The 18,640-nt window shown below is 29.7% G+C and carries 18 protein-coding genes, 1 tRNA gene and 1 pseudogene; 11 read left to right on the top strand and 9 right to left on the bottom strand.

Going from position 1 to position 18,640, the window contains the following annotated elements:
* Positions 1 to 58: 58 nt before the first annotated feature.
* Together B3R94_RS07150 and B3R94_RS07145 are read left to right on the top strand one after the other, a co-directional pair.
* Positions 59 to 1,522: a TonB-dependent receptor domain-containing protein gene (locus B3R94_RS07150; RefSeq protein ID WP_349680740.1), complete on the top strand. Its 1,464-nt coding sequence runs from the start codon at positions 59 to 61 to the stop codon at positions 1,520 to 1,522.
* 86 nt (positions 1,523 to 1,608) lie between these two features.
* Entirely contained in the window at positions 1,609 to 3,018 is a 1,410-nt protein-coding gene (locus tag B3R94_RS07145; protein WP_291099688.1) for a RagB/SusD family nutrient uptake outer membrane protein, read from the top strand.
* A gap of 50 nt (positions 3,019 to 3,068) precedes the next feature.
* Here the strand turns inward: B3R94_RS07145 and B3R94_RS07140 are convergent, their stop codons facing one another.
* Genes B3R94_RS07140 through recF form a run of 3 tightly spaced genes read right to left on the bottom strand, consistent with a single transcriptional unit; the run spans position 3,069 to position 5,401 of the window.
* On the bottom strand, positions 3,069 to 4,022 hold the full coding sequence (locus B3R94_RS07140; protein WP_291099685.1) for a YheT family hydrolase: 954 nt from the start codon (positions 4,020 to 4,022) through the stop codon (positions 3,069 to 3,071).
* Positions 4,023 to 4,325 (bottom strand): DUF721 domain-containing protein, encoded by a 303-nt coding sequence (locus B3R94_RS07135; RefSeq protein ID WP_125350784.1) that lies wholly within the window; start codon positions 4,323 to 4,325, stop codon positions 4,023 to 4,025. It abuts the gene before it with no gap.
* Positions 4,322 to 5,401, bottom strand: coding sequence for a DNA replication/repair protein RecF (recF, locus tag B3R94_RS07130; protein WP_291099682.1), 1,080 nt, complete (start codon positions 5,399 to 5,401; stop codon positions 4,322 to 4,324). The genes B3R94_RS07135 and recF overlap by 4 nt, the downstream gene beginning before the upstream one ends.
* 305 nt (positions 5,402 to 5,706) lie before the next feature.
* Between recF and hisS the strand changes: the two genes are divergently transcribed.
* The 4 genes from hisS (at position 5,707) to B3R94_RS07110 (ending at position 8,793) form a co-directional block, all read left to right on the top strand.
* A complete protein-coding gene (hisS, locus tag B3R94_RS07125; protein ID WP_291099679.1) occupies positions 5,707 to 7,083 on the top strand; it encodes a histidine--tRNA ligase in 1,377 nt (458 codons plus the stop codon).
* A gap of 41 nt (positions 7,084 to 7,124) precedes the next feature.
* Positions 7,125 to 8,045, top strand: coding sequence for a PfkB family carbohydrate kinase (locus B3R94_RS07120; RefSeq protein WP_291099676.1), 921 nt, complete (start codon positions 7,125 to 7,127; stop codon positions 8,043 to 8,045).
* Between the two features lie 78 nt (positions 8,046 to 8,123).
* A complete protein-coding gene (locus B3R94_RS07115) occupies positions 8,124 to 8,348 on the top strand; it encodes a hypothetical protein (protein WP_280049009.1) in 225 nt (74 codons plus the stop codon).
* 1 nt (position 8,349) lies between these two features.
* Positions 8,350 to 8,793, top strand: coding sequence for a hypothetical protein (locus tag B3R94_RS07110; protein ID WP_280051188.1), 444 nt, complete (start codon positions 8,350 to 8,352; stop codon positions 8,791 to 8,793).
* A gap of 42 nt (positions 8,794 to 8,835) precedes the next feature.
* Here B3R94_RS07110 and B3R94_RS07105 read toward each other — a convergent pair.
* The 3 genes and pseudogenes from B3R94_RS07105 to B3R94_RS07095 form a co-directional block, all read right to left on the bottom strand.
* A tRNA-Arg gene (locus B3R94_RS07105) sits at positions 8,836 to 8,909 on the bottom strand.
* An 85-nt stretch (positions 8,910 to 8,994) separates the two neighbouring features.
* Positions 8,995 to 9,621: pseudogene (locus B3R94_RS07100) on the bottom strand (LURP-one-related family protein); the annotation flags it as partial.
* 46 nt (positions 9,622 to 9,667) lie between these two features.
* Complete coding sequence (locus B3R94_RS07095) at positions 9,668 to 10,363, bottom strand: YjjG family noncanonical pyrimidine nucleotidase (protein ID WP_125350778.1); 696 nt, start codon at positions 10,361 to 10,363, stop codon at positions 9,668 to 9,670.
* Positions 10,364 to 10,414: 51 nt separating this feature from the next.
* Between B3R94_RS07095 and B3R94_RS07090 the strand changes: the two genes are divergently transcribed.
* The 4 genes from B3R94_RS07090 to B3R94_RS07075 are packed head-to-tail and all read left to right on the top strand — an operon-like array spanning position 10,415 to position 14,853.
* On the top strand, positions 10,415 to 11,674 hold the full coding sequence (locus B3R94_RS07090; protein WP_125350777.1) for a lipopolysaccharide biosynthesis protein: 1,260 nt from the start codon (positions 10,415 to 10,417) through the stop codon (positions 11,672 to 11,674).
* A complete protein-coding gene (locus tag B3R94_RS07085; RefSeq protein ID WP_291099671.1) occupies positions 11,667 to 12,803 on the top strand; it encodes a glycosyltransferase family 4 protein in 1,137 nt (378 codons plus the stop codon). The genes B3R94_RS07090 and B3R94_RS07085 overlap by 8 nt, the downstream gene beginning before the upstream one ends.
* Positions 12,800 to 14,047, top strand: coding sequence for a polysaccharide biosynthesis C-terminal domain-containing protein (locus tag B3R94_RS07080; RefSeq protein WP_280049013.1), 1,248 nt, complete (start codon positions 12,800 to 12,802; stop codon positions 14,045 to 14,047). Before B3R94_RS07085 ends, B3R94_RS07080 begins: the two co-directional genes overlap by 4 nt.
* Positions 14,048 to 14,049: 2 nt before the next feature.
* Complete coding sequence (locus tag B3R94_RS07075; RefSeq protein ID WP_125349542.1) at positions 14,050 to 14,853, top strand: class I SAM-dependent methyltransferase; 804 nt, start codon at positions 14,050 to 14,052, stop codon at positions 14,851 to 14,853.
* Here B3R94_RS07075 and B3R94_RS07070 read toward each other — a convergent pair.
* Positions 14,850 to 15,725 carry a polysaccharide deacetylase family protein gene (locus B3R94_RS07070; protein WP_291099667.1) on the bottom strand — a complete coding sequence of 292 codons (876 nt, stop codon included), beginning with the start codon at positions 15,723 to 15,725 and terminating at the stop codon, positions 14,850 to 14,852. The two genes, B3R94_RS07075 and B3R94_RS07070, sit on opposite strands and share 4 nt — an antisense overlap.
* Before the next feature lie 28 nt (positions 15,726 to 15,753).
* Between B3R94_RS07070 and B3R94_RS07065 the strand changes: the two genes are divergently transcribed.
* On the top strand, positions 15,754 to 16,527 hold the full coding sequence (locus B3R94_RS07065; protein WP_038336457.1) for a class I SAM-dependent methyltransferase: 774 nt from the start codon (positions 15,754 to 15,756) through the stop codon (positions 16,525 to 16,527).
* Here the strand turns inward: B3R94_RS07065 and B3R94_RS07060 are convergent.
* Both B3R94_RS07060 and B3R94_RS07055 read right to left on the bottom strand, forming a co-directional pair.
* Positions 16,501 to 17,388 (bottom strand): hypothetical protein, encoded by an 888-nt coding sequence (locus tag B3R94_RS07060; RefSeq protein ID WP_038336458.1) that lies wholly within the window; start codon positions 17,386 to 17,388, stop codon positions 16,501 to 16,503. The genes B3R94_RS07065 and B3R94_RS07060 overlap by 27 nt on opposite strands.
* Positions 17,385 to 18,614, bottom strand: a complete 1,230-nt coding sequence (locus B3R94_RS07055) for a polysaccharide deacetylase family protein (protein ID WP_291099661.1) — start codon at positions 18,612 to 18,614, stop codon at positions 17,385 to 17,387. Before B3R94_RS07055 ends, B3R94_RS07060 begins: the two co-directional genes overlap by 4 nt.
* Positions 18,615 to 18,640: the final 26 nt, after the last annotated feature.

Raw genomic sequence — 18,640 nt, 5'->3', positions numbered from 1 at the left:
ATTAGTTTTCTGAACCCGCGTAATTAATGAGGTTCATGATTTTCAAGCTAATGTTGGTATGGAATACCAAGAGCATAAAATGAAATATGCTTTTGCTCATGGAACAGATTTCTTAATTGCCAAGCCTCAAATGTCAAATGCTGGAACTATTATGACAGCAACATCGTATGATAGAAAATGGATTCAATATTCATACTTTGCAAGATTAAATTATATCTTTAATAATAGATTAACTGTCTCAGGACAAGTTCGTAATGATAATAATTCAACTTTAGGAGAAAATAATAAAGGAGGATGGTTTTGGTCTGCAGGAGCGTCTTATAATTTTGCAAAAGATATTAATTCATCTGCAATCGATGTATTAACTATTAGAGGTAATTATGGTGAATTAGGAAATATACCTTATGCAGATTCATGGGGGTCAGTATATAATGGAGTTTCTTTTATGGGAGTATCTAGTATATATAATGGAGACAAAGGTTTCATTGTATCTAATGTAGGAAACCCTGACTTAAAATGGGAAACAACAAAACAATTAAATATTGGTTTAGAATATGGATTTGGTAATGGATTAATTAGTGGTTCTGTTGATGTTTATAGAAAGTTAACAACTGATGCTATTTTTCCTTCTGAAATTTCTTATGATACTCCATCTCCAGTTAATAGTAGTTTTACTAATATTGGAGAAATTGAAAATAAAGGTATTGAAGCAATTTTGACAGTTCGTCCATTTAATAAAGGAGACTTTAGATGGTCATTAACAGCAAATGCTTCTTATAATAAATCAGAAGTAGGTAAAATGTTAGATCCAGATGCCAGATATTTAGCAGGAGGTATGAAAGCTATACAAGAAGGACGTGAGTTTGGAGAATACTATACTTACGGATGGGCAGGTGTTGATAAAGCAACTGGAGCAGGATTGTACTGGACAGATGAGACAAAAACAGCTACAACAACTAATAGAACAGAAGCACAACAATTCTTTCAGGGTTCTACTCCTTTTCCTAAATGGATGGCAGGTTTAAGAACAGATATGTCTTGGAAAGGATTAACTTTGAGTGCTTTCTTCTCAGGAGTATTTGATTATCAGGTATTTGATTCTTGGCAAAGTTATGCATTATCAGATGGAGCTTCTGTTACATATAACCAATTATCGAGTGCATTATATGATTCTTGGACTCCAGAAAATACAGATGCTTCAAATCCTATTCAATTATGGGGGAATGGAACAAATTCAAGAGCTGCATCTTCAAGATATTTAAAAGATGGTGATTTTATTCGCCTAAAAGAATTAAAGTTGGCATATAGTTTTGGAGATAAATTAAAAAATGCAGGTATCGATAATTTAACGATTTATTTAAAAGGTCAGAATTTAATCACTTGGGTTTTTGATGATACATTAACATTTGACCCAGAATCTAATTCTAATGCTTACTCTTATGGCTGGCAAGGAAAAGGAGTGTTCGATTATACTTCTCCTATTATGAAAAGTTATTCAATTGGATTATCTATTGACTTCTAAAAAATTATAAAAAAATGAAAAAAAATATATTTGTATTATCATTATTTACTATAACTTTAGGTTTTACATCATGTAGTGAAGATGATTTGAACCAATTTCCTGATTACGGTATTGGTATGCCAAATGGAGGGAATCCTATAACTGATGAGACAACTATGGCAAAAGTATTAACAGGAATGTATCAACAAATGTCAACTGCTGATGCTTTTGCGTCAACAATCCCAGTTGTTGGTAGTCTTGCATCTGATGACTTTTTTGTTAGTACAAACAATAGTGGTTATTATTTAACAACGAGCAATTTATCTTGGACACCATCATCTTCAGATTTTACAGTTGCTTATAATGAGTTGTATGATGTTGTTGCTCAGGCTAATATTGTGCTAAATGCTACTATTGAAGAAACTACTGCAGTTAAAAAATATAAAGCACAAGCATATACTGCAAGAGGAATGGCTCACTTATATTTAGCAATGGGATGGGCAGAGAATCCTACATCTGGAAAAAACCAAGAATATGGTATAGCTATCTATACTGGTAATTTTGATCCAAACTTAAAATCACCTCGATCTACAGTTGAAGAAACATACAATTCTATTATCGAAGATTTGAAAAAAGGGATTGATTCTTCTAATGACACACCTGCAAGTAAAGCATATTTATCAGCTACATCTGCTAGATTATTATTAGCTAAAGCATATTTATGGAAAGGAGATTATGCAAACGCAATATCTATGGCAAATGAAGCTATTAATAGCGCTCCTGCTAGTTTTTCTTTACTAAAAAATAGTCAAGTTGTTAATTATTTTTATGGTGCAACAGGAGCTTCTGAGAGTGAGTTTGAAAATCAACCTGAGACAGTTTGGGAAGTAGGTTTAACAGCTTTAAATAACCCAGGTGTTAATACATCTATGGGTGTGTTATTTGATTATTTGGATCCAACAAATACTACTGGTTCAGAGGCAGGTTTGAATGCAAGAAGATCAATTTTAGCAAGACAATCATTATATGATTTATACAATGATGGAGATATACGTAAGACTTTATTTGTAAAAGATACACGTACTTTTGATACTCCTAGTGGTTATTTTATAAACAAGTATAGAAAAACTGTTGGAGGAGTTAATAATATTGGTAATATCAAAATTTTACGTTTAACTGAAGCTAAATTTATCAAGTGGGAGGCAATGGCTAAATCAGGTCAAGGAGCAACTGCTCTAGCTGAACTTAATACATTTGCATTAGAGAGAGGTGGAACTACTTATTCAGGGGACGCCTTAACAGCAGTTTTAACTGAGAAGAGAAAAGAGTTTGCTGGTGAAGGACAACGTTTTTATGATTTGAAACGTAATAATTTGTCAATGGATAAAGTATCTAATGTACCATCAGGTGCAATTTCTACTGTTGCTGCTGGAGATAAATTATTTGTTTTCCCAATCCCGTCTTATTCGATTAATGTTAATACGAATATGACACAATATCCTGGTTGGGTTAATTAATAAAATTGATAATCTCACAAAAACCCTCGAAGTTTACTTCGAGGGTTTTTTTATTTAATAAACTCCCAAGCTCTAATTTCAGCCCAAGAATGTTTATTGTTTTCTAAAGGGAAGCCGCAATGTCCACCGTATTTTGGCATTTCAAATGTGCAGAATTTATGGTTTTTAAAACGTTCGATAGGATAACAATCATTTCCTAAAAAAGGATCATTAGCAGCGTTAACAATCAAACACGATGTTTTGATATAATCTAAAACAGTTGCAGGAGAAGCTTTATGATAATAATCTTCTTTGGAAGAATAGCCATGTAAAGCTGCTGTAAAATATTCGTCTACTTCATCAAAAGTTTTGATTTTATCAATCATTTTTTCATTCAGAATTCCTGGAAATTGTTTTGCTTTTGCTTTAAATTTTGGAACTAAAGAGCGTTTGAAATTTTTAAAGTAAACAGTATTTGGAAATATTTTCAATGTATCGGCACAAGATTTTAGAGAAATAGGTGCAGAAAAAACAACAGCAGATTTTATCTTGTTCGAAACTTCATAACTTCCAAGGTAATTCAAAACCAAAGCACCACCCATCGAATAGCCAATCAAAGAAACTTCTTGATAATTTTCTTTCAACGCTTTTTCTACAACTCTGTGTACATCATCAATTGATCCATGATGATACAAACGACAAGTGTCATTCATTTCACCTCCACAAGAGCGATGATTCCAAGCTAGAATATTAAATCCTTTATCATAAAAATAATCTGAACACGAATTAAGATACGTTCGTTTCGAATCGCCTTCTAATCCGTGAAAAAGTATAACTAATTTGTCTTTATTTTCTTGAAATCGCCAATCCAAATTCAGAAAATCACCATCATCAGTTTCCATTTTTTCTCTAGTGTAATCTGGAACAGAATATTTCTTGAATTTCGCTGGAATAATGGTAGAAAGATGAGCATTTCGATTGATGAAATTAGGTTTCGGATAACTCGAATGTTCAATGTAAGGCATTTAAAATATTTTTACGTCAACTAAAAAATCCTTTTTAATTTCTTCATTTATATTAGTTAAAATCTTTGATTTTCCCATCAATAATTCTTGTCGCATTGCAGGAGAATTTATTTTAACATATAAAACACGCTGTCTTACTTCAACTCGGTCCGTATATTTCTCGAAAAACTTTCCCATCACCGTTTGCCAAGCCTCTTCTGCTTTGACTTCCCAAATCAATTCTTCCTTTCCACTTTGTTTAATGAAATGCTCCAAAGCTTGTCCAAGTGTTTGTTGATTACTTCTTTTTTCGTACTTTTTCATAAACGGAAAACTTTACTTTCAGAATTAATTTGTTTAATGATTTGCTCTGTTCTTTCGGGATGTGTATCGGTGATAAAAATTTGACCGAATCGTTCCTCGTTCACTAATTTAATCAATTGTGTTACACGATGTTCGTCCAATTTATCAAAAATATCGTCCAATAATAATAAAGGAGTAATATTTAAGGATGATTTGATGACTTCTAATTGGGCTAATTTCAAAGCGATTAAATACGATTTTTGTTGACCTTGCGAACCAAATTTCTTGATAGGATAATTGGTAATCGTAAACAATAAATCATCTTTATGAATTCCGGCTGTCGAATATTGTGCCGAACGATCTTTGTACAAAGCTTCTTTTAGAACCGTTTCAAAAGGTGCATCATTTAATTGCGAAACATATTCGATGTTCACTTTTTCTCGACCTTCCGAAATTTCATTGTAATATTTTAGGAAAGCTTCCAAAAAAGTTTGAATAAATTCTTTTCGTACTTCATGTATTTTCTTTCCTAAATGAATCAATTCTTCATCATAAATTTCCAAAGAAGTTGAATCAAATGTATTATTTGCAGCAAAATATTTTAGCAACGCATTTCGTTGAACTAAAACCTTGTTGTATCGCATTAAATCAGCTAAATATTGTTTATTCGATTGAGAAATAATATTGTCTAAAAATTTGCGTCGAACTTCGCTTCCTTCTTTGATTAAATCGTTATCATAAGGCGAAATCATTACCAGAGGATATTGCCCAATATGATCAGAAATACGATCATACGATTTCGAATTTCGCTTTAATTGTTTGGGCTGACCAGAACGAACCAAGCAAAAAATCAGGTCATCAGATTCATTTCGATCAAAAGTTCCTTCTAATATAAAAAAATCACAATCGAACTGAATATTCATCGCATCCGAATGATTTAGATACGATTTACTTAAAGCCAAATAGTGAATAGCATCCAAAACATTGGTTTTGCCTTTGCCATTTTGTCCTACAAAAGCATTAATTTTTGGTGAAAATTCGAAATTATTTTCATCAAAATTCTTGAATTGTCGCGCTTTAAGTTCTTTCAAATACATAAAAGCAAAATTACGATATTAATTAAGATTTATAAGATTGATTTGTGTAGTGATTGTCAAGCTGAATTTATTTCAGCTTCTCATCCTCTTTTTAATTTTGTATAGAATTATCATTCAGAGCTTGTTTCAGAATCTTTCTGCAGCATAATTTATTTTTTAATAACGTGATGTGAACCTGAAACGAGTTCAGGTTGACTTTATGAATTTTAATTAAATTCTTTCTAAAACAATGATTTTGAAACAAAATGTCGTGTTAAAAATCAAAATGATGTATTTTTGCATCTTTATAAGTAAGATTTAGAAAAATGGCAATTCAAAAACCATCGATTCCAAAAGGGACAAGAGATTTCTCGCCTTTAGAAGTGAATCGTCGTCAATATATTATTAACACGATTAAAAAACAATTCGTGTTATTCGGATTTTCTCCAATCGAAACTCCATCGTTCGAGAATTTATCAACTTTAACGGGTAAATATGGAGAAGAAGGAGATCGTTTAATTTTCAAGATTTTGAATTCTGGAGATTATTTAGCAAAAGTTGATGAGCAATTGTTAACAGATAAAAATAGTCAAAAAGTAATTGCGCAAATTTCTGAAAAAGCATTACGTTATGATTTAACTGTGCCTTTCGCACGTTACGTGGTGCAACATCAAAATGAAATTACATTTCCATTTAAACGTTACCAAATTCAACCAGTTTGGCGCGCCGATCGTCCTCAAAAAGGTCGTTTCCGTGAGTTTTTTCAATGTGATGCAGATGTTGTAGGTTCGGATTCGTTGTTGCAAGAAGTTGATTTTGTACAATTATATGATTCGGTTTTTACAGAATTAAAAACGCCAGTTGAGATTCATATCAACAACCGCAAAATTTTATCAGGTTTAGCAGAAGTAGCAGATATTTCGGCTCAATTGATTGATTTTACAGTGGCTTTAGATAAGTTGGATAAAATTGGTGAAGAAGCGGTAAAAGAAGAGATGCGTGGAAAAGGAATTTCTGATTCTGCCATCGAAATTTTATCTCCTTTATTCTCGATGAATGGAGATTATAAAACTCAATTTGCTCAATTAAAAGAAATTTTAAAATCTTCGGAAACTGGATTAAAAGGAATTGAAGAATTAGAATTTGTTTTTGAAAATACAACAAATATTGGTTTACAATCGGCTGAATTAGTTTTGAACTTGACATTAGCACGTGGTTTAGATTATTATACAGGAGCTATTTTCGAAGTGAAAGCAAAAATCGGAGAATTCTCTTCATCTATTGGTGGAGGTGGTCGTTACGATGACTTGACAGGGATTTTTGGATTAAAAGATATTTCTGGAGTTGGAATTTCTTTCGGATTAGATCGTACATATTTAGTTTTAGAAGAAAATAATTTATTCCCAGCTTTAGAAGATTCAACAAATATTCAAGCGTTGTTCATTAATTTTGGAAATAATGAAGCGACAGAAGCGATGAAATTGGTGAAACAATTACGCCAAAGTGGAATTAATACAGAGGTTTATCCTGATGAAGCAAAAATGAAAAAGCAGATGGGATATGCTGATAAAAAAGGAATTAAGAAAGTAATTCTTTTAGGTGAAAAAGAAATTGCAGAGCAAAAAGCGACCGTAAAAGATATGATTTCAGGTGAACAAACCGAAGTTGCTTTTGTTGATTTAGCGAATGCACTTATTTCTTAAAAGTTCTATATATTTGCAAACTATTTAATTAAGAATATAAAATGAGTTTATTAACAGTTGGTACAGTTGCCTTTGATAAATTAGAATCTCCTTTCGGGAAAACAGATAAAATCTTAGGTGGTGCCGCTACATATATCGGTATGGCGTCTTCTTTATTGGGCGTGGATACTGCAATCGTTTCAGTTGTTGGTGGAGATTTTCCACAAGAATACATCGATTTATTAATTTCAAAAGGAATTAATTTAGATGGTTTAGAAATCGTAAAAGAAGGAAAAACTTTCTTTTGGGAAGGTAAATACCACAACTATTTGAACACACGTGATACGTTAGCAACAGAATTAAATGTTTTAGAAACTTTCAATCCAGTTGTTCCTCAAGATCGCAAATCTCCAGACGTTTTGATGTTAGGAAACTTACATCCATTGGTACAAAAAGGAGTGTTGACACAATTAGAAAAGCGTCCAGGTTTGGTTGTTTTAGATACAATGAACTTTTGGATGGATTGTGCTTGGAACGAGTTGATGGATGTGATCAAAGATGTTGATGTAATTTCTATTAATGACGAAGAAGCGCGTCAAATGTCAGGTGAATATAGTTTAGTGAAAGCGGCTAAAAAAATCATGACTTTTGGACCAAAAACTGTTATCATCAAAAAAGGTGAACACGGAGCTTTATTATTCCAAGGAGAACAAGTTTTCTTTGCACCAGCTTTACCATTAGAAGATGTATTTGATCCAACAGGAGCAGGAGATACATTCGCAGGAGGTTTTTCTGGATACTTAGCTAAAACGAATGACTATTCTTTCGATAACATGAAACGTGCAATTGTTTACGGATCTGCATTAGCATCTGTAACATGTGAAAAATTTGGTACAGAATCATTAGGAGCTTTAACGCGTGATGGTTTAGCTGAACGTTTGAAAGCATTCAAAAAATTAATGGATTTCTCAATAAATTTATAAGAAAATTATTCATCAAAATATTTAAAGCCTTGCATTTGCAAGGCTTTTTTGTTTTATATTAGATTGTAAATAATTTATATGCAAGCTATTTTTGAAATAATTTTTATTGTGATTGGTGAACTTATAGTAGAAATTTTTGGAATAAGAGTTCGATATATTATTTTAAAACTATTTAATCCGAAGTTAAATTTTGAGGAATTTTCTCAAAATAAATCGGGTTGGCATAAATGTTATAATGCCGTAGTAGGTATGTTAATTCTAATTGGATTAATATTTGGTGTTGCTTTTTTATATTTTAATTAAAATGAAAAATAAAATTATTCACGTTTTGATCCTCGCATTTTCTTCATTGCTTTCGGGTATATTAATTTCGAAGATGTCTTTTATAGGGAAAATAGGAATCACAATTATTTATAACGAATACACAATTCTTAAATCTTGGTGGAAAACAGCCTTGTTATTATTCGCTATACAAGCCGTTATTTTTATTGTATTATCTATTTGGAATGAGAAAACAACGAAACGTTTTAAACGTTTGTTATTGCCTCTCATTTTCCTTTTTATGGGAATTATTGGATTAATTTATTGCTATTACGATTTTACTGAAACCTCGCATCGTTTATTGAAAAAGACGTTCCATTTCGGATTTTATATTTTTTGGTTCACGTGGTTTGGGAATTGTATATTCTTTATGACAAAAAAATCTCAAAAAGTAGAAGAAATTCCACAAGAAACAGAAGTGTATTAAAATAAAAAAAGCTCATCAAATTTTGATGAGCTTTTGCTTTTGTGACCGAGACAGGATTCAAACCTGTAACCTCTTGAGCCGTAATCAAGTGCGCTATTCAGTTGCGCCACTCGGCCATTCCTGATAAGAAACTATTGTTCTTATTTTGGACTGCAAATATAAAGACTATTTTTGAATCTGCAAATATTTTTTTAAATAAAATTATCCTCGATCTCTATCGCTTATGAGCATCATCATAAAACTCAAAACAAAAAGTGTATCATTTTCGGATGATTGATATTGATTTAGTTTAAATTTTCGTCCAAAGAATGAAGGTTCTTTTGATACTTCCATCATTTCTCTTCCTTGTAAATCAGTTAAAACATATTTTGGATTGAAAATATAACCGGAGAAAAATCCTACAACGGGAATTTCACCAACCATTCCGTCCATCATGCGTGTAAAACCACTACGTTCGTTGATTGTAAATAAATGATTATCATTTGCGTCGTAAATATGAAAAGTCGCTTTCCAAAAGGATTTGAAAGTTTTTCGTTTTGCTTTACCAACAACATTTCCGTTCGCATCTGTAATGGTAAAAGTTTGTTGAAAATCGATGATTTTATTCGAACGAAGTTGAAAAAGTTCTTCTTTTTTTGATGAATCACGGTAGATTTTAATCACATCTCGCCACGAAAGAATTTTTTCGCGTACATAAAACACAGGTTGATTATTAGCATCTGTTACAGAAAAATCATTGGAAAAAGTTGTAATATGAAACTTTATATCAAGCGGAAATTTTAGGTTGTTTAAATTCATAAGTATTGAGTAATTTTTATCAAAAATAGATTTTTTTCGGACATAAAAAAAGGTTCAGAATTTCTGAACCTTAAGTTTATAAATAATTTCTTACTTCATCTAAATGTGTAATCGTTGGAACATCATCCATCGAAAAATTATCATCTAATCGATCAAAGAAAATCGCCGACATTCCGAAAGCTTTTGCGCCAACAGCGTCCGCAATCCAATCGTCACCAATGTAAATTGATTCATCTTTTTTAGCACCAGATTTTTCCATTGCCAAAGAAAAAATACGAGGATCAGGTTTCAAGATTTTGATTTCGTCTGCATAAGTTACCGTATCAAAATAACCATTTAATTCTGATGTTTCAATTTTACGTTTCGAAACTTCGATAAATCCATTTGTGATAATGTGTAATTGATATTTTGGTTTCAAATAATCCAACAATTCCATTGCTCCATCCACCACTTCATTGTAATTGGTAATCGTTTCCATGTATTCTTCTTCAAAAATCTTTGCTAGAGCATCATTATCAATCCCAAGATTATCAAAAGCTTCTTTGAAACGACGAGCACGTAATTCTTCTTTTGTAATTTTTTTGTCACGAATCAAAGCCCAAAGACCTTCGTTGCTATCGTGATAAAATGGATGAAATTCCTCGAATGTAAAACCATATCTATTTTCTACATCATACTTTTTGTAAAGCTCATCTAGCGCGAGTTTTGCATTTTTTCTGAAATCCCAAAGTGTGTTATCAAGATCGAAAAAAACGTGTTTTATTGTGTTCATAAATGCAAAGCTAAGGATTTTATGTAGATTTGCTGATGAAGAAAATATCAATTGAAAGCGAAGTTAGAAAAATTTAAAACGAAGAATGCCAAAGGTGTTTTGTCTTTGTTGGCAGGTAACACAATTGCGCAAGTGATTATGTTTATTGGCGGAATTATTTTGGCTCGAATTTATGGTCCAGAAGCGTCGGGAACTTACAATGCTTTTTTAAGTTTTGTGGCCATTCTTTCTATTTTGACAACGTTTCGTTTAGAGAATATTTTCGTGATTTCGAAATCATCAAAAGCGATTCGAAATTTGTTTACAACCCTATTATTAGTGAGTAGTATTGTAACGATTTTATTCTTTTTGGGTTATGCTATTTTAGAAAAAATTTTCACATTCAAAACCTCCTTATTTATTGTTTTCTTAAGTTGTGTTGCAGGATTATTTACAGCTTGGAATAATGTTCAAAATACATTGTTTACGAAGTATAAATTATTCAAAAGTATTTCAACTGGATTTGTGATTAATGCACTGTTTTCGGTCTTTTTCCAGTTCATTTTTTATTGGATAGGCTACAAAGAAACAGGATTGATTTATGGAACAATTTTCGGAACTATTTTGTCTTGTGCATACTATTTTTCAATTACAAAAGGACGATTTTCTTCGATTGATTTTGGGTTGGCTAAACGAACAATTTCTAAGAACAAAGAAATCCTAAAATATACATTACCCTCAGAATCGTTGAATGCAATTGCGAACAATTTGTTACCAATTATGATTGCGATTTATTTTATGAAAGAAGATGTAGCTTTTGTGGGAAATTCAGCTAAAATTTTGGTTGTTCCTTTGACATTACTTTCCAATTCGATGTCGAAAGTTTTCTTTCAGAAATCTGCTGCAATGATTGATCATCGTTCGCATCAATTATATGATTTATCGAAAAAAGTGGTACTGTACAACGTTGGAGCAATTGCTGTTTTTCTTTTGTTGATGAATTGTATCGGAATTTTTATTCTCGAGTGGATGCTTGGACCAGAATGGCGAGGCCTGCATATTATGACGTGGATACTTTCATTTTGGATTTTGTGTCGTTCTGCAATGAATCCTATTCAGCAAATAGTCGTGGTTATCAAGAAAAATCATTACGCACTATACTTCAATATTTATTTGGTTTTCGTCACATTGATTACTTGTGTGATTGGCGGACTAAATAAAAACATACTTTTGACGTTATCTCTATATTCTTTCTTTGCAGGAATGGGCTATTTGGTTCAACTTTACTTTGTAATGAAAGAACTGAAACGTTATAAAAAGTTAGGTGAATAATTCGAGAAAAAATATTTTAGCTTTAGCATCTTGGTATCCGAGTAGAATTTTTTTAGATAATGGAGATTTTATTCAGCGCCATTTACGTTCTATCTCTACTTTAAATAATGTGACGCTTGTTCATGCAGTAAAAGATGAAAATTTAAAATCTAATTTTGAAATAGATGATTCTATCAACCAAAATGTAAGAGAAATAATTGTTTATTTTAAACCATCTTTTTTTCGCCCGTTTAATTTAATCAAACAATTTATAGCTTTTCTGAAAGGAGTTTCTTTGATTAATAATTTTGATATAATTCATCTCAATGTTGTTTATCCGGCAGGTTTAGTTGCTTTATTTTTGAAAAATAAATACAAAAAACCAATAGTTTTAACAGAGCATTGGACAGGATTTTCTCCAGAACGTTTTATTTCATTTCCATTTTACAAGAAGTTTTTAATTAAAATAATACTTAGAAAGGTAGATGTTTTAACGCCTGTTTCAAATGATTTAGCACAGAAAATACTTAAAATTTATCCTATAACAATTGTAAAAATTATTCCAAATGTTGTGGATGTAGAATTGTTTTCGGTAAAAGAAGATTGTAAAATAAAAAGAATAACTTTTTTACATCTTTCGCATTTAGAAAATGAACATAAAAATATTTTAGGAATGTTGAATGTTGTTAAAAAGTTAGTTGATAATGGCTATAATTTTGAATTTCAGATTGGAGGAAATGGAGATTTAACTTTGATTAATAATTTTGTTGAAGAAAATAATTTGTCTGCTTTTGTAAAATCTTTTGGGCGATTACAACATTTTGAAGTGAATCAAAAGATGAAAAATGTGAATTGTTTTGTACTTTTTAGTAATTATGAAAATCAACCTTGTGTACAAATAGAAGCTTTTGCTTCGGGAATTCCTGTTATCGCAAGTGATGTTGGTGGAATTAAAGAATTTATGCCAAATAATTTTGGATTTATTGTGAATAAAAATGATGAATCAGCACTTTATAAAGCAATGGTTGAGGTGATAGAAGGTTATGAATTTGCAACACCAAAGGAATTAAATAATTATGTTTTGAATAATTTTTCTAAGGAAGAAATTGCTCAACAATTTGATGATGTCTACACGAAAGTTTTAGAATGAAAGATTTAATCAAATTCATACAATCCTTTTTACAAAACAATGGTTTTTACGTTTTTTTATCTTTTGTGGTAGAAAAATTAGTGATGTTGATTAATACCATTTTCATTGTAAAAATGATTCCTCAAGATGAATTTGGTCGTATAACACTTATCGCATCTATCATTGGGTTTGTTACGCCATGGAATGGATTAGGTTCATTACAGGTTTTGATGAAATTTGGTGCTGGTGAAGAAAATGAACAAACACGTAAAGACCTAAGTCGAAAATTATTTAGAAATGGTGTTATTAATCAGCTTATTTTATGTAGTCTTTTTATTGTAATTGCTAATTTTTATGCCATAAAATTTGATCATTTATTGTGGATTATTCTCTTGTTTTCTGTTCGTCTTTTGGGCTTATTTTTCCAATCACATCTTACAATTGATTATCGTATAAATGGTTTTAATAAAAAGTTTGCTTCATTAAATATATTGATTAACTGTTTGGGACTGATTTTTACATTTTTCTTAACCATCAACTTTGGAGCAATTGGTTATATGATTTCGCTGGCGATTACACCTTTTATTAGTTTATTTTTCTATTCTAAAACAATTTTACAACAATCAATAAGTGGTTTAAGTGAAATGAATTGGAAAATGATGTGGAAATATGGAAGAATGGAATCTTTGGCTTATTTCGCTTCAGAGTTATTGTTTTCGATTGATATTGGAATGATTGCGATTTTTATGACAGATAAAGATATTGCTTTGTATAAAGTTGCGATTCTTTTGCCTATGAATTTATTATTTATTCCGACTATATTATTTCAAACCGATTTTCCTCGAATTATTAAAAATAGTCAGAACAAGGATTTTCTGAAATTTTATATAAAAAATTATTATAAGCTATTCATTCCTATAGGAATTAGTATTCTTTTAGGAAGTTATTTTCTTAGAGATTTTATAATCGAGTTATTTTTCAATAAAAGTTATTTAACTGGTGGTACAGTTTTTTTTATTGCAACAATAGCAGTTGTTTTAGCAATGTTGTTTAGAGTATTATACATTAACTTGAATAGTACAATAGGAAGATCAGATTGGAATGTAAGAGTATCAATCCTCTCAATTGTTTGTTTAGTTATTTTTGATGCGCTATTAATTCCTTTTTATGGAATAGAAGGAGCAGCTTTAGGTATGTTAATAACTTTCTTAATTTCTGGATTATACGCATATTATTTGTTTAATAAGTATTTAAAAAATATTTAAAAATGTCATTATCAAAAAAAATATCAAAATTTATAAATGGATTTTTTCAAATTTGTAAGAATCCTTGGTTATTAAATATTATCATTGACCAAAATGAAAATTGGGAAAAGAAAACGCCAAATCATTATAAGAAAGGACTAAATCAAGTTTCTTTAGATCAATTATTTCCAAATTTTGACGGAAAATTAGATACAGTTGCTTTTTTAGATGGCGGTTCTTTGATTACAGATTTATTACTGCTGAAAAATGCGTGTAAAGAATTTGAACAATGTAAATATTTCGAAATTGGAACTTGGAGAGGAGAAAGTATTGTTAATTTGATTGATGTTGCTGATGATTTGAATACGTTAGATTTAGATACAAAGGATTATAAAACGTATAACTTTTCACAAGATTATGAAAATGCACATGGTTTTTTTATAAAAGATAAATCTAAAATAAAACAACATTTAGGAGACTCGACTAAATTTGATTTTTCAGGATTGAATAAAAAATTTGATGTAATTTTTATCGATGGAAATCATCGTTTTGATTTTGTAGTTTCGGATACAAAAAATGTTTTTGAACATCTGATTCATGAAAACTCTATCGTTATTTGGCATGATTATGCATTCTCGCCAGAAAAGATACGTTTTGAAATATTGAATGCAATTATAAAAGGAGTTCCTAAACAATTTCATAAAAATCTATATCATGTAGAAAATACAATGTGTGCTATTTATACACCAAAGAATTATGAAGGAAATATTCTTAAACTTTACGATAATCCAAAGAGAATTTTTTCTATAGATTTAAAAATTAATTAATGAGAAACAACATGCTTCTGTAGTAGTTTCTGAATATAAAATTTATAACGATTCTTTTTTATAAAAATTGCTGGGTTAGAAATACAATTATCCATCGGAAGTCGCTGAATATTTGTTGAAATCTCATCGTTTTTTATTCCTGCCGTACCAAATGTAAAATCGGATTTTATAGTATTAAAAAAGTTTATAGAAACTCCATCATCTGTAAAAGGAAAAGAAAAAACTCGATAATCCAAATTAAACTTTTGTTGGATAAAATCTAAACTTTCATTTGTCTCTATAAGTTGTTGTTCAAAAGAAATATCGCGATAATAAGGATGATTCATTGAATGTGCGCCAATTGTAAAGCCTTGATGAATTAATGCTTTAATTTCATTTTCATTCAAATAAATTTCAACATCATTTAGTTTTATTTCTTGTTTTAAAATTAATGAATTAATTTTTTTAAGATCATGAATAGAATAATTTAAAAGTTCTTTTTTAAGGTTATTGTCTGTAATATTTTCCAAAATGAAAGCAACTTTATACCGATAAAAAATTTCTTGATTGTCAATAAAATTCGGATTGATGAAAAAAGTCGCATCTAAATTTCGTTCTTTTAATATTGGAGCAATTATAGAGTAACATTCTTTCAAACCATCATCAAAACTAAGATGAAAGTAATTTTCTTGAGGAATAAAACCATTTTTTTTATACAAATCAATTAATTCAATCATAGAAATATTGGCATAATTTTTCTGAAAAAAATCTAATTCACGCTGAAATTGATCAATGGATTTTAATGGATATAATTGATCGATATGAATTAATCGTTTATCTGAAACTGTGTGGTAAAAAGGAAATATATTTTTTTTGAATAAATTTAATATCATAAAATAGCAGTCTTAACGTTTGTAAGTAATGAATGCAATTAAAACATTTTATAAAAAATTATTTTCTGAAAAGATAAGGATTAATAATAGAAAAAATTTGAAGAAATTGAATGGATTATTTCTGAAAGGAAATAATTTTTATTGCAATTGTTGCGAACAATCTTTTTCTAAGTTTTTGGATAAATCAAACGGTATAGATAACCGAGAGAATGCTGAATGTCCAAATTGCGGTTCATTAGAAAGGACAAGAGTTTTGTTAGAATTTATAAAAAACGAAACAGATTTATTGGCTAGACCTAATAAATTATTGCATATTGCTCCAGAAGATGCTTTGAAAAATATTTTTAAACAGACCGATAATTTACGTTATGTCAATGCAGATATTAACATCAATCTTGCTGATGAAGAAATGGATATTACTTCAATAAATTATCCTGATAAGACATTTGATTATATTATTTGTTGTCATGTTTTAGGTCATATTCCTGATGAAAAAAAGGCAATTGATGAATTGTTTCGAGTTCTAAAAAAAGGAGGGAAAGCATTGATTCAAACTCCTATTCATCCAATAAATAATACGTTTGAAAATGCTGAGCTTAAGACGGAAGAAGAACGATTAAAAAATTATGGTGAAAAAGATTTATTACGATTACATGGTCAAGATTTTCAAGAACGATTAAAACGTGATAATATGCTAATCGAAAAAATTGATTATCGTAATAACATTGAAAATGATTTAGCAAAGAAACTTTCTGTTGGAAATGGTTACCGTGAATTAATTTTTCTTTGTCAAAAAATCTAAGTTAGAATAGTTTGTATAATGCTTTTCTATAGGACCAAAGTCTTGCATAAATTTGGCTATAGAAGGAACCATAGAACCTTCGAAATCAAGTGTTAACTCTGAATTAGAAAAGTTTTTGATAATGTAATCTATCATAAAGTCTGATCCAAAATTACTTTTCGAATTCTTATTTCTTGCGAAAGCAAAATTATAAATTCTATTTTTAGAAATCATGATTAGTTGACAACCAAGTAAGTTCTTTTCATTGTCAAAAATTTCATAAACATTAATGATTTTTTTACTTAATAACTGCTCAAGTTTATCTTTTGAATAGTTAATTAAGTTATTTGAAGTCATATACTCGTAAGAAGAATTTATTTTATGAAAGTTATTTAATTGATTAGTTTTGTTTAAGTTATAATCAAATTTTATTGCTTGTCTAACTTTGTTTCTTCGATTTCTGCTATAATTTGAAAATAAATTTTCATAATCTTGACCCAAATCTAAGATATAATTAACCTTTTTCTGTCCCTTCGGCTCAAACATCTCTGTATTTTCTTCATTAAAAGCATAAGCTCTCACTAAATTTCGATGTAGTTTTTTTTCAAAACGTTTGAAAGTTTCTTTCGAAAAATTTGCTTGATGAAAAACTCCTAATTGTTGACAATAAATTGGTTGTACAATGAATTTAAACCCAAATTTCTTCACAAAAGGTAAAGGCATTATGGCTTCATAATCGTTCAAAACATAACAATCCCAATTGTTTTCAACTAAAGCATCTAAATAAAAAACTTCTGCATAAATGCGGTAATTCACCGATCTGTTGAGACATTCGGTGTATTTATTAACATCTAATTTTTTTCGAGAAACTCTTTTTATCATTCAAAAATACTTTCGTAAACTTTTCGCCATTCAGCCCAATCTTCGTTCAAGTTTGATTGGTGGAATAATGTTATAAACGTTCCGTTTGTGGCTTTAATTGTTTGTTTCAATCGTTTTATTTCTTCTAAAGCCTGTTGTGGTGTTAATTTTAAATAATTTTTCAATGTAACATCCATTGCGACAAAAGGATATATTGTTAACAATGTTTGTCGATTTGTTGATAAATCAAACCATTTGAATGGAGTAGAAGTACCAGCTCTAAAGCCTAATTGATGTGGGAATCCCATGGTGTAATCTTCCGAAATTTCGTTTATTAACAATTGTTGATAAGTGTGAGGGAAGCTCAATTTAATGAAATGTTGACGTGATTTTTTTATCGGTTGATTGATGATTTTTTCTAATCGATTAATTTCAGTTGTTAATTTATTTTCTTCAAAATTAGATTGATAAGAAGGATGAATTCCAATTTTTGCCCAAGTTGAAATGTTATTCATTAAATCTTTTTGAGCATTATTTTTCCATTGATGATTTTTATCAAAAGTAGAATAATCACCCAATAACCAAAAGAAAACTGTTTCAATTTGATGTTTTTCAGCTAAATCTTTCAAATAATCAAATGTATCATAAGGATCTTTTTCTTTCTGATTCAAAACCTTGATTTGCTGTTTTGCTTCCGAAAAATTTCCTTTAATAATTTTCTTAAAAAGTGAACCAAATTTTACTTTAGGTGAATGATGAAGATATTTCCATGCATAATCTACATCGTGAGTATTAATCTGTTTGAAAACTCTCTGTTTAAAATATATTTTAGGAAATTTAGACTTTATTTTTTGTTGAATTTCAAGACAAATTTCATCTACAATTGGTTTCGAATAATCTAAATCCGAACCTAAATAACGATCATGTTGATCAAATTGTCCTGGTTTAGCAATGTATTCTTCATAACGAGAAAGCCAATAAAAACATTTACCAAATTCATTTAAAATTGAATAATCAATATTTTTTCGAATAGTTGTTTCTAATAAAATATCATCAACTTTATAATTGATTTCATTATCTAAAAATTGATTCGAAAAGTTGATTTTTGGTAAAATTGATTGTGAAAATTCTTCAAAATCTGTAGTCGTTTTGTAGTCAATTCCCAAAAAATCATGAAAAATAAAATCGAAAATATATTCAATTCGACTTGTGATTTTTTCTGTAAATATGATGATTTTTTGACTCAAATAGTTTTCAATAAAGATTAAAGATA

It is taken from the genome of Empedobacter sp. UBA7611, from assembly GCF_002484365.1.
Taxonomy (GTDB): Bacteria; Bacteroidota; Bacteroidia; order Flavobacteriales; family Weeksellaceae; genus Empedobacter; species Empedobacter falsenii_B.
Note: the sequence above shows the minus strand (reverse complement) of the source record. Positions and strands in the feature narration are given on the sequence as shown.

What these genes read in the sequence shown, in the direction of transcription:
- B3R94_RS07150 (WP_349680740.1), top strand. Translation starts at nt 59, where the DNA reads ATGGAATACCAAGAGCATAAAATGAAATATGCTTTTGCTCATGGAACA.
- B3R94_RS07140 (WP_291099685.1), bottom strand. Translation starts at nt 4,022, where the DNA reads ATGCCTTACATTGAACATTCGAGTTATCCGAAACCTAATTTCATCAAT.
- B3R94_RS07135 (WP_125350784.1), bottom strand. Translation starts at nt 4,325, where the DNA reads ATGAAAAAGTACGAAAAAAGAAGTAATCAACAAACACTTGGACAAGCT.
- recF (WP_291099682.1), bottom strand. Translation starts at nt 5,401, where the DNA reads ATGTATTTGAAAGAACTTAAAGCGCGACAATTCAAGAATTTTGATGAA.
- hisS (WP_291099679.1), top strand. Translation starts at nt 5,707, where the DNA reads ATGGCAATTCAAAAACCATCGATTCCAAAAGGGACAAGAGATTTCTCG.
- B3R94_RS07120 (WP_291099676.1), top strand. Translation starts at nt 7,125, where the DNA reads ATGAGTTTATTAACAGTTGGTACAGTTGCCTTTGATAAATTAGAATCT.
- B3R94_RS07115 (WP_280049009.1), top strand. Translation starts at nt 8,124, where the DNA reads ATGCAAGCTATTTTTGAAATAATTTTTATTGTGATTGGTGAACTTATA.
- B3R94_RS07110 (WP_280051188.1), top strand. Translation starts at nt 8,350, where the DNA reads ATGAAAAATAAAATTATTCACGTTTTGATCCTCGCATTTTCTTCATTG.
- B3R94_RS07095 (WP_125350778.1), bottom strand. Translation starts at nt 10,363, where the DNA reads ATGAACACAATAAAACACGTTTTTTTCGATCTTGATAACACACTTTGG.
- B3R94_RS07080 (WP_280049013.1), top strand. Translation starts at nt 12,800, where the DNA reads ATGAAAGATTTAATCAAATTCATACAATCCTTTTTACAAAACAATGGT.
- B3R94_RS07075 (WP_125349542.1), top strand. Translation starts at nt 14,050, where the DNA reads ATGTCATTATCAAAAAAAATATCAAAATTTATAAATGGATTTTTTCAA.
- B3R94_RS07070 (WP_291099667.1), bottom strand. Translation starts at nt 15,725, where the DNA reads ATGATATTAAATTTATTCAAAAAAAATATATTTCCTTTTTACCACACA.
- B3R94_RS07065 (WP_038336457.1), top strand. Translation starts at nt 15,754, where the DNA reads ATGAATGCAATTAAAACATTTTATAAAAAATTATTTTCTGAAAAGATA.
- B3R94_RS07060 (WP_038336458.1), bottom strand. Translation starts at nt 17,388, where the DNA reads ATGATAAAAAGAGTTTCTCGAAAAAAATTAGATGTTAATAAATACACC.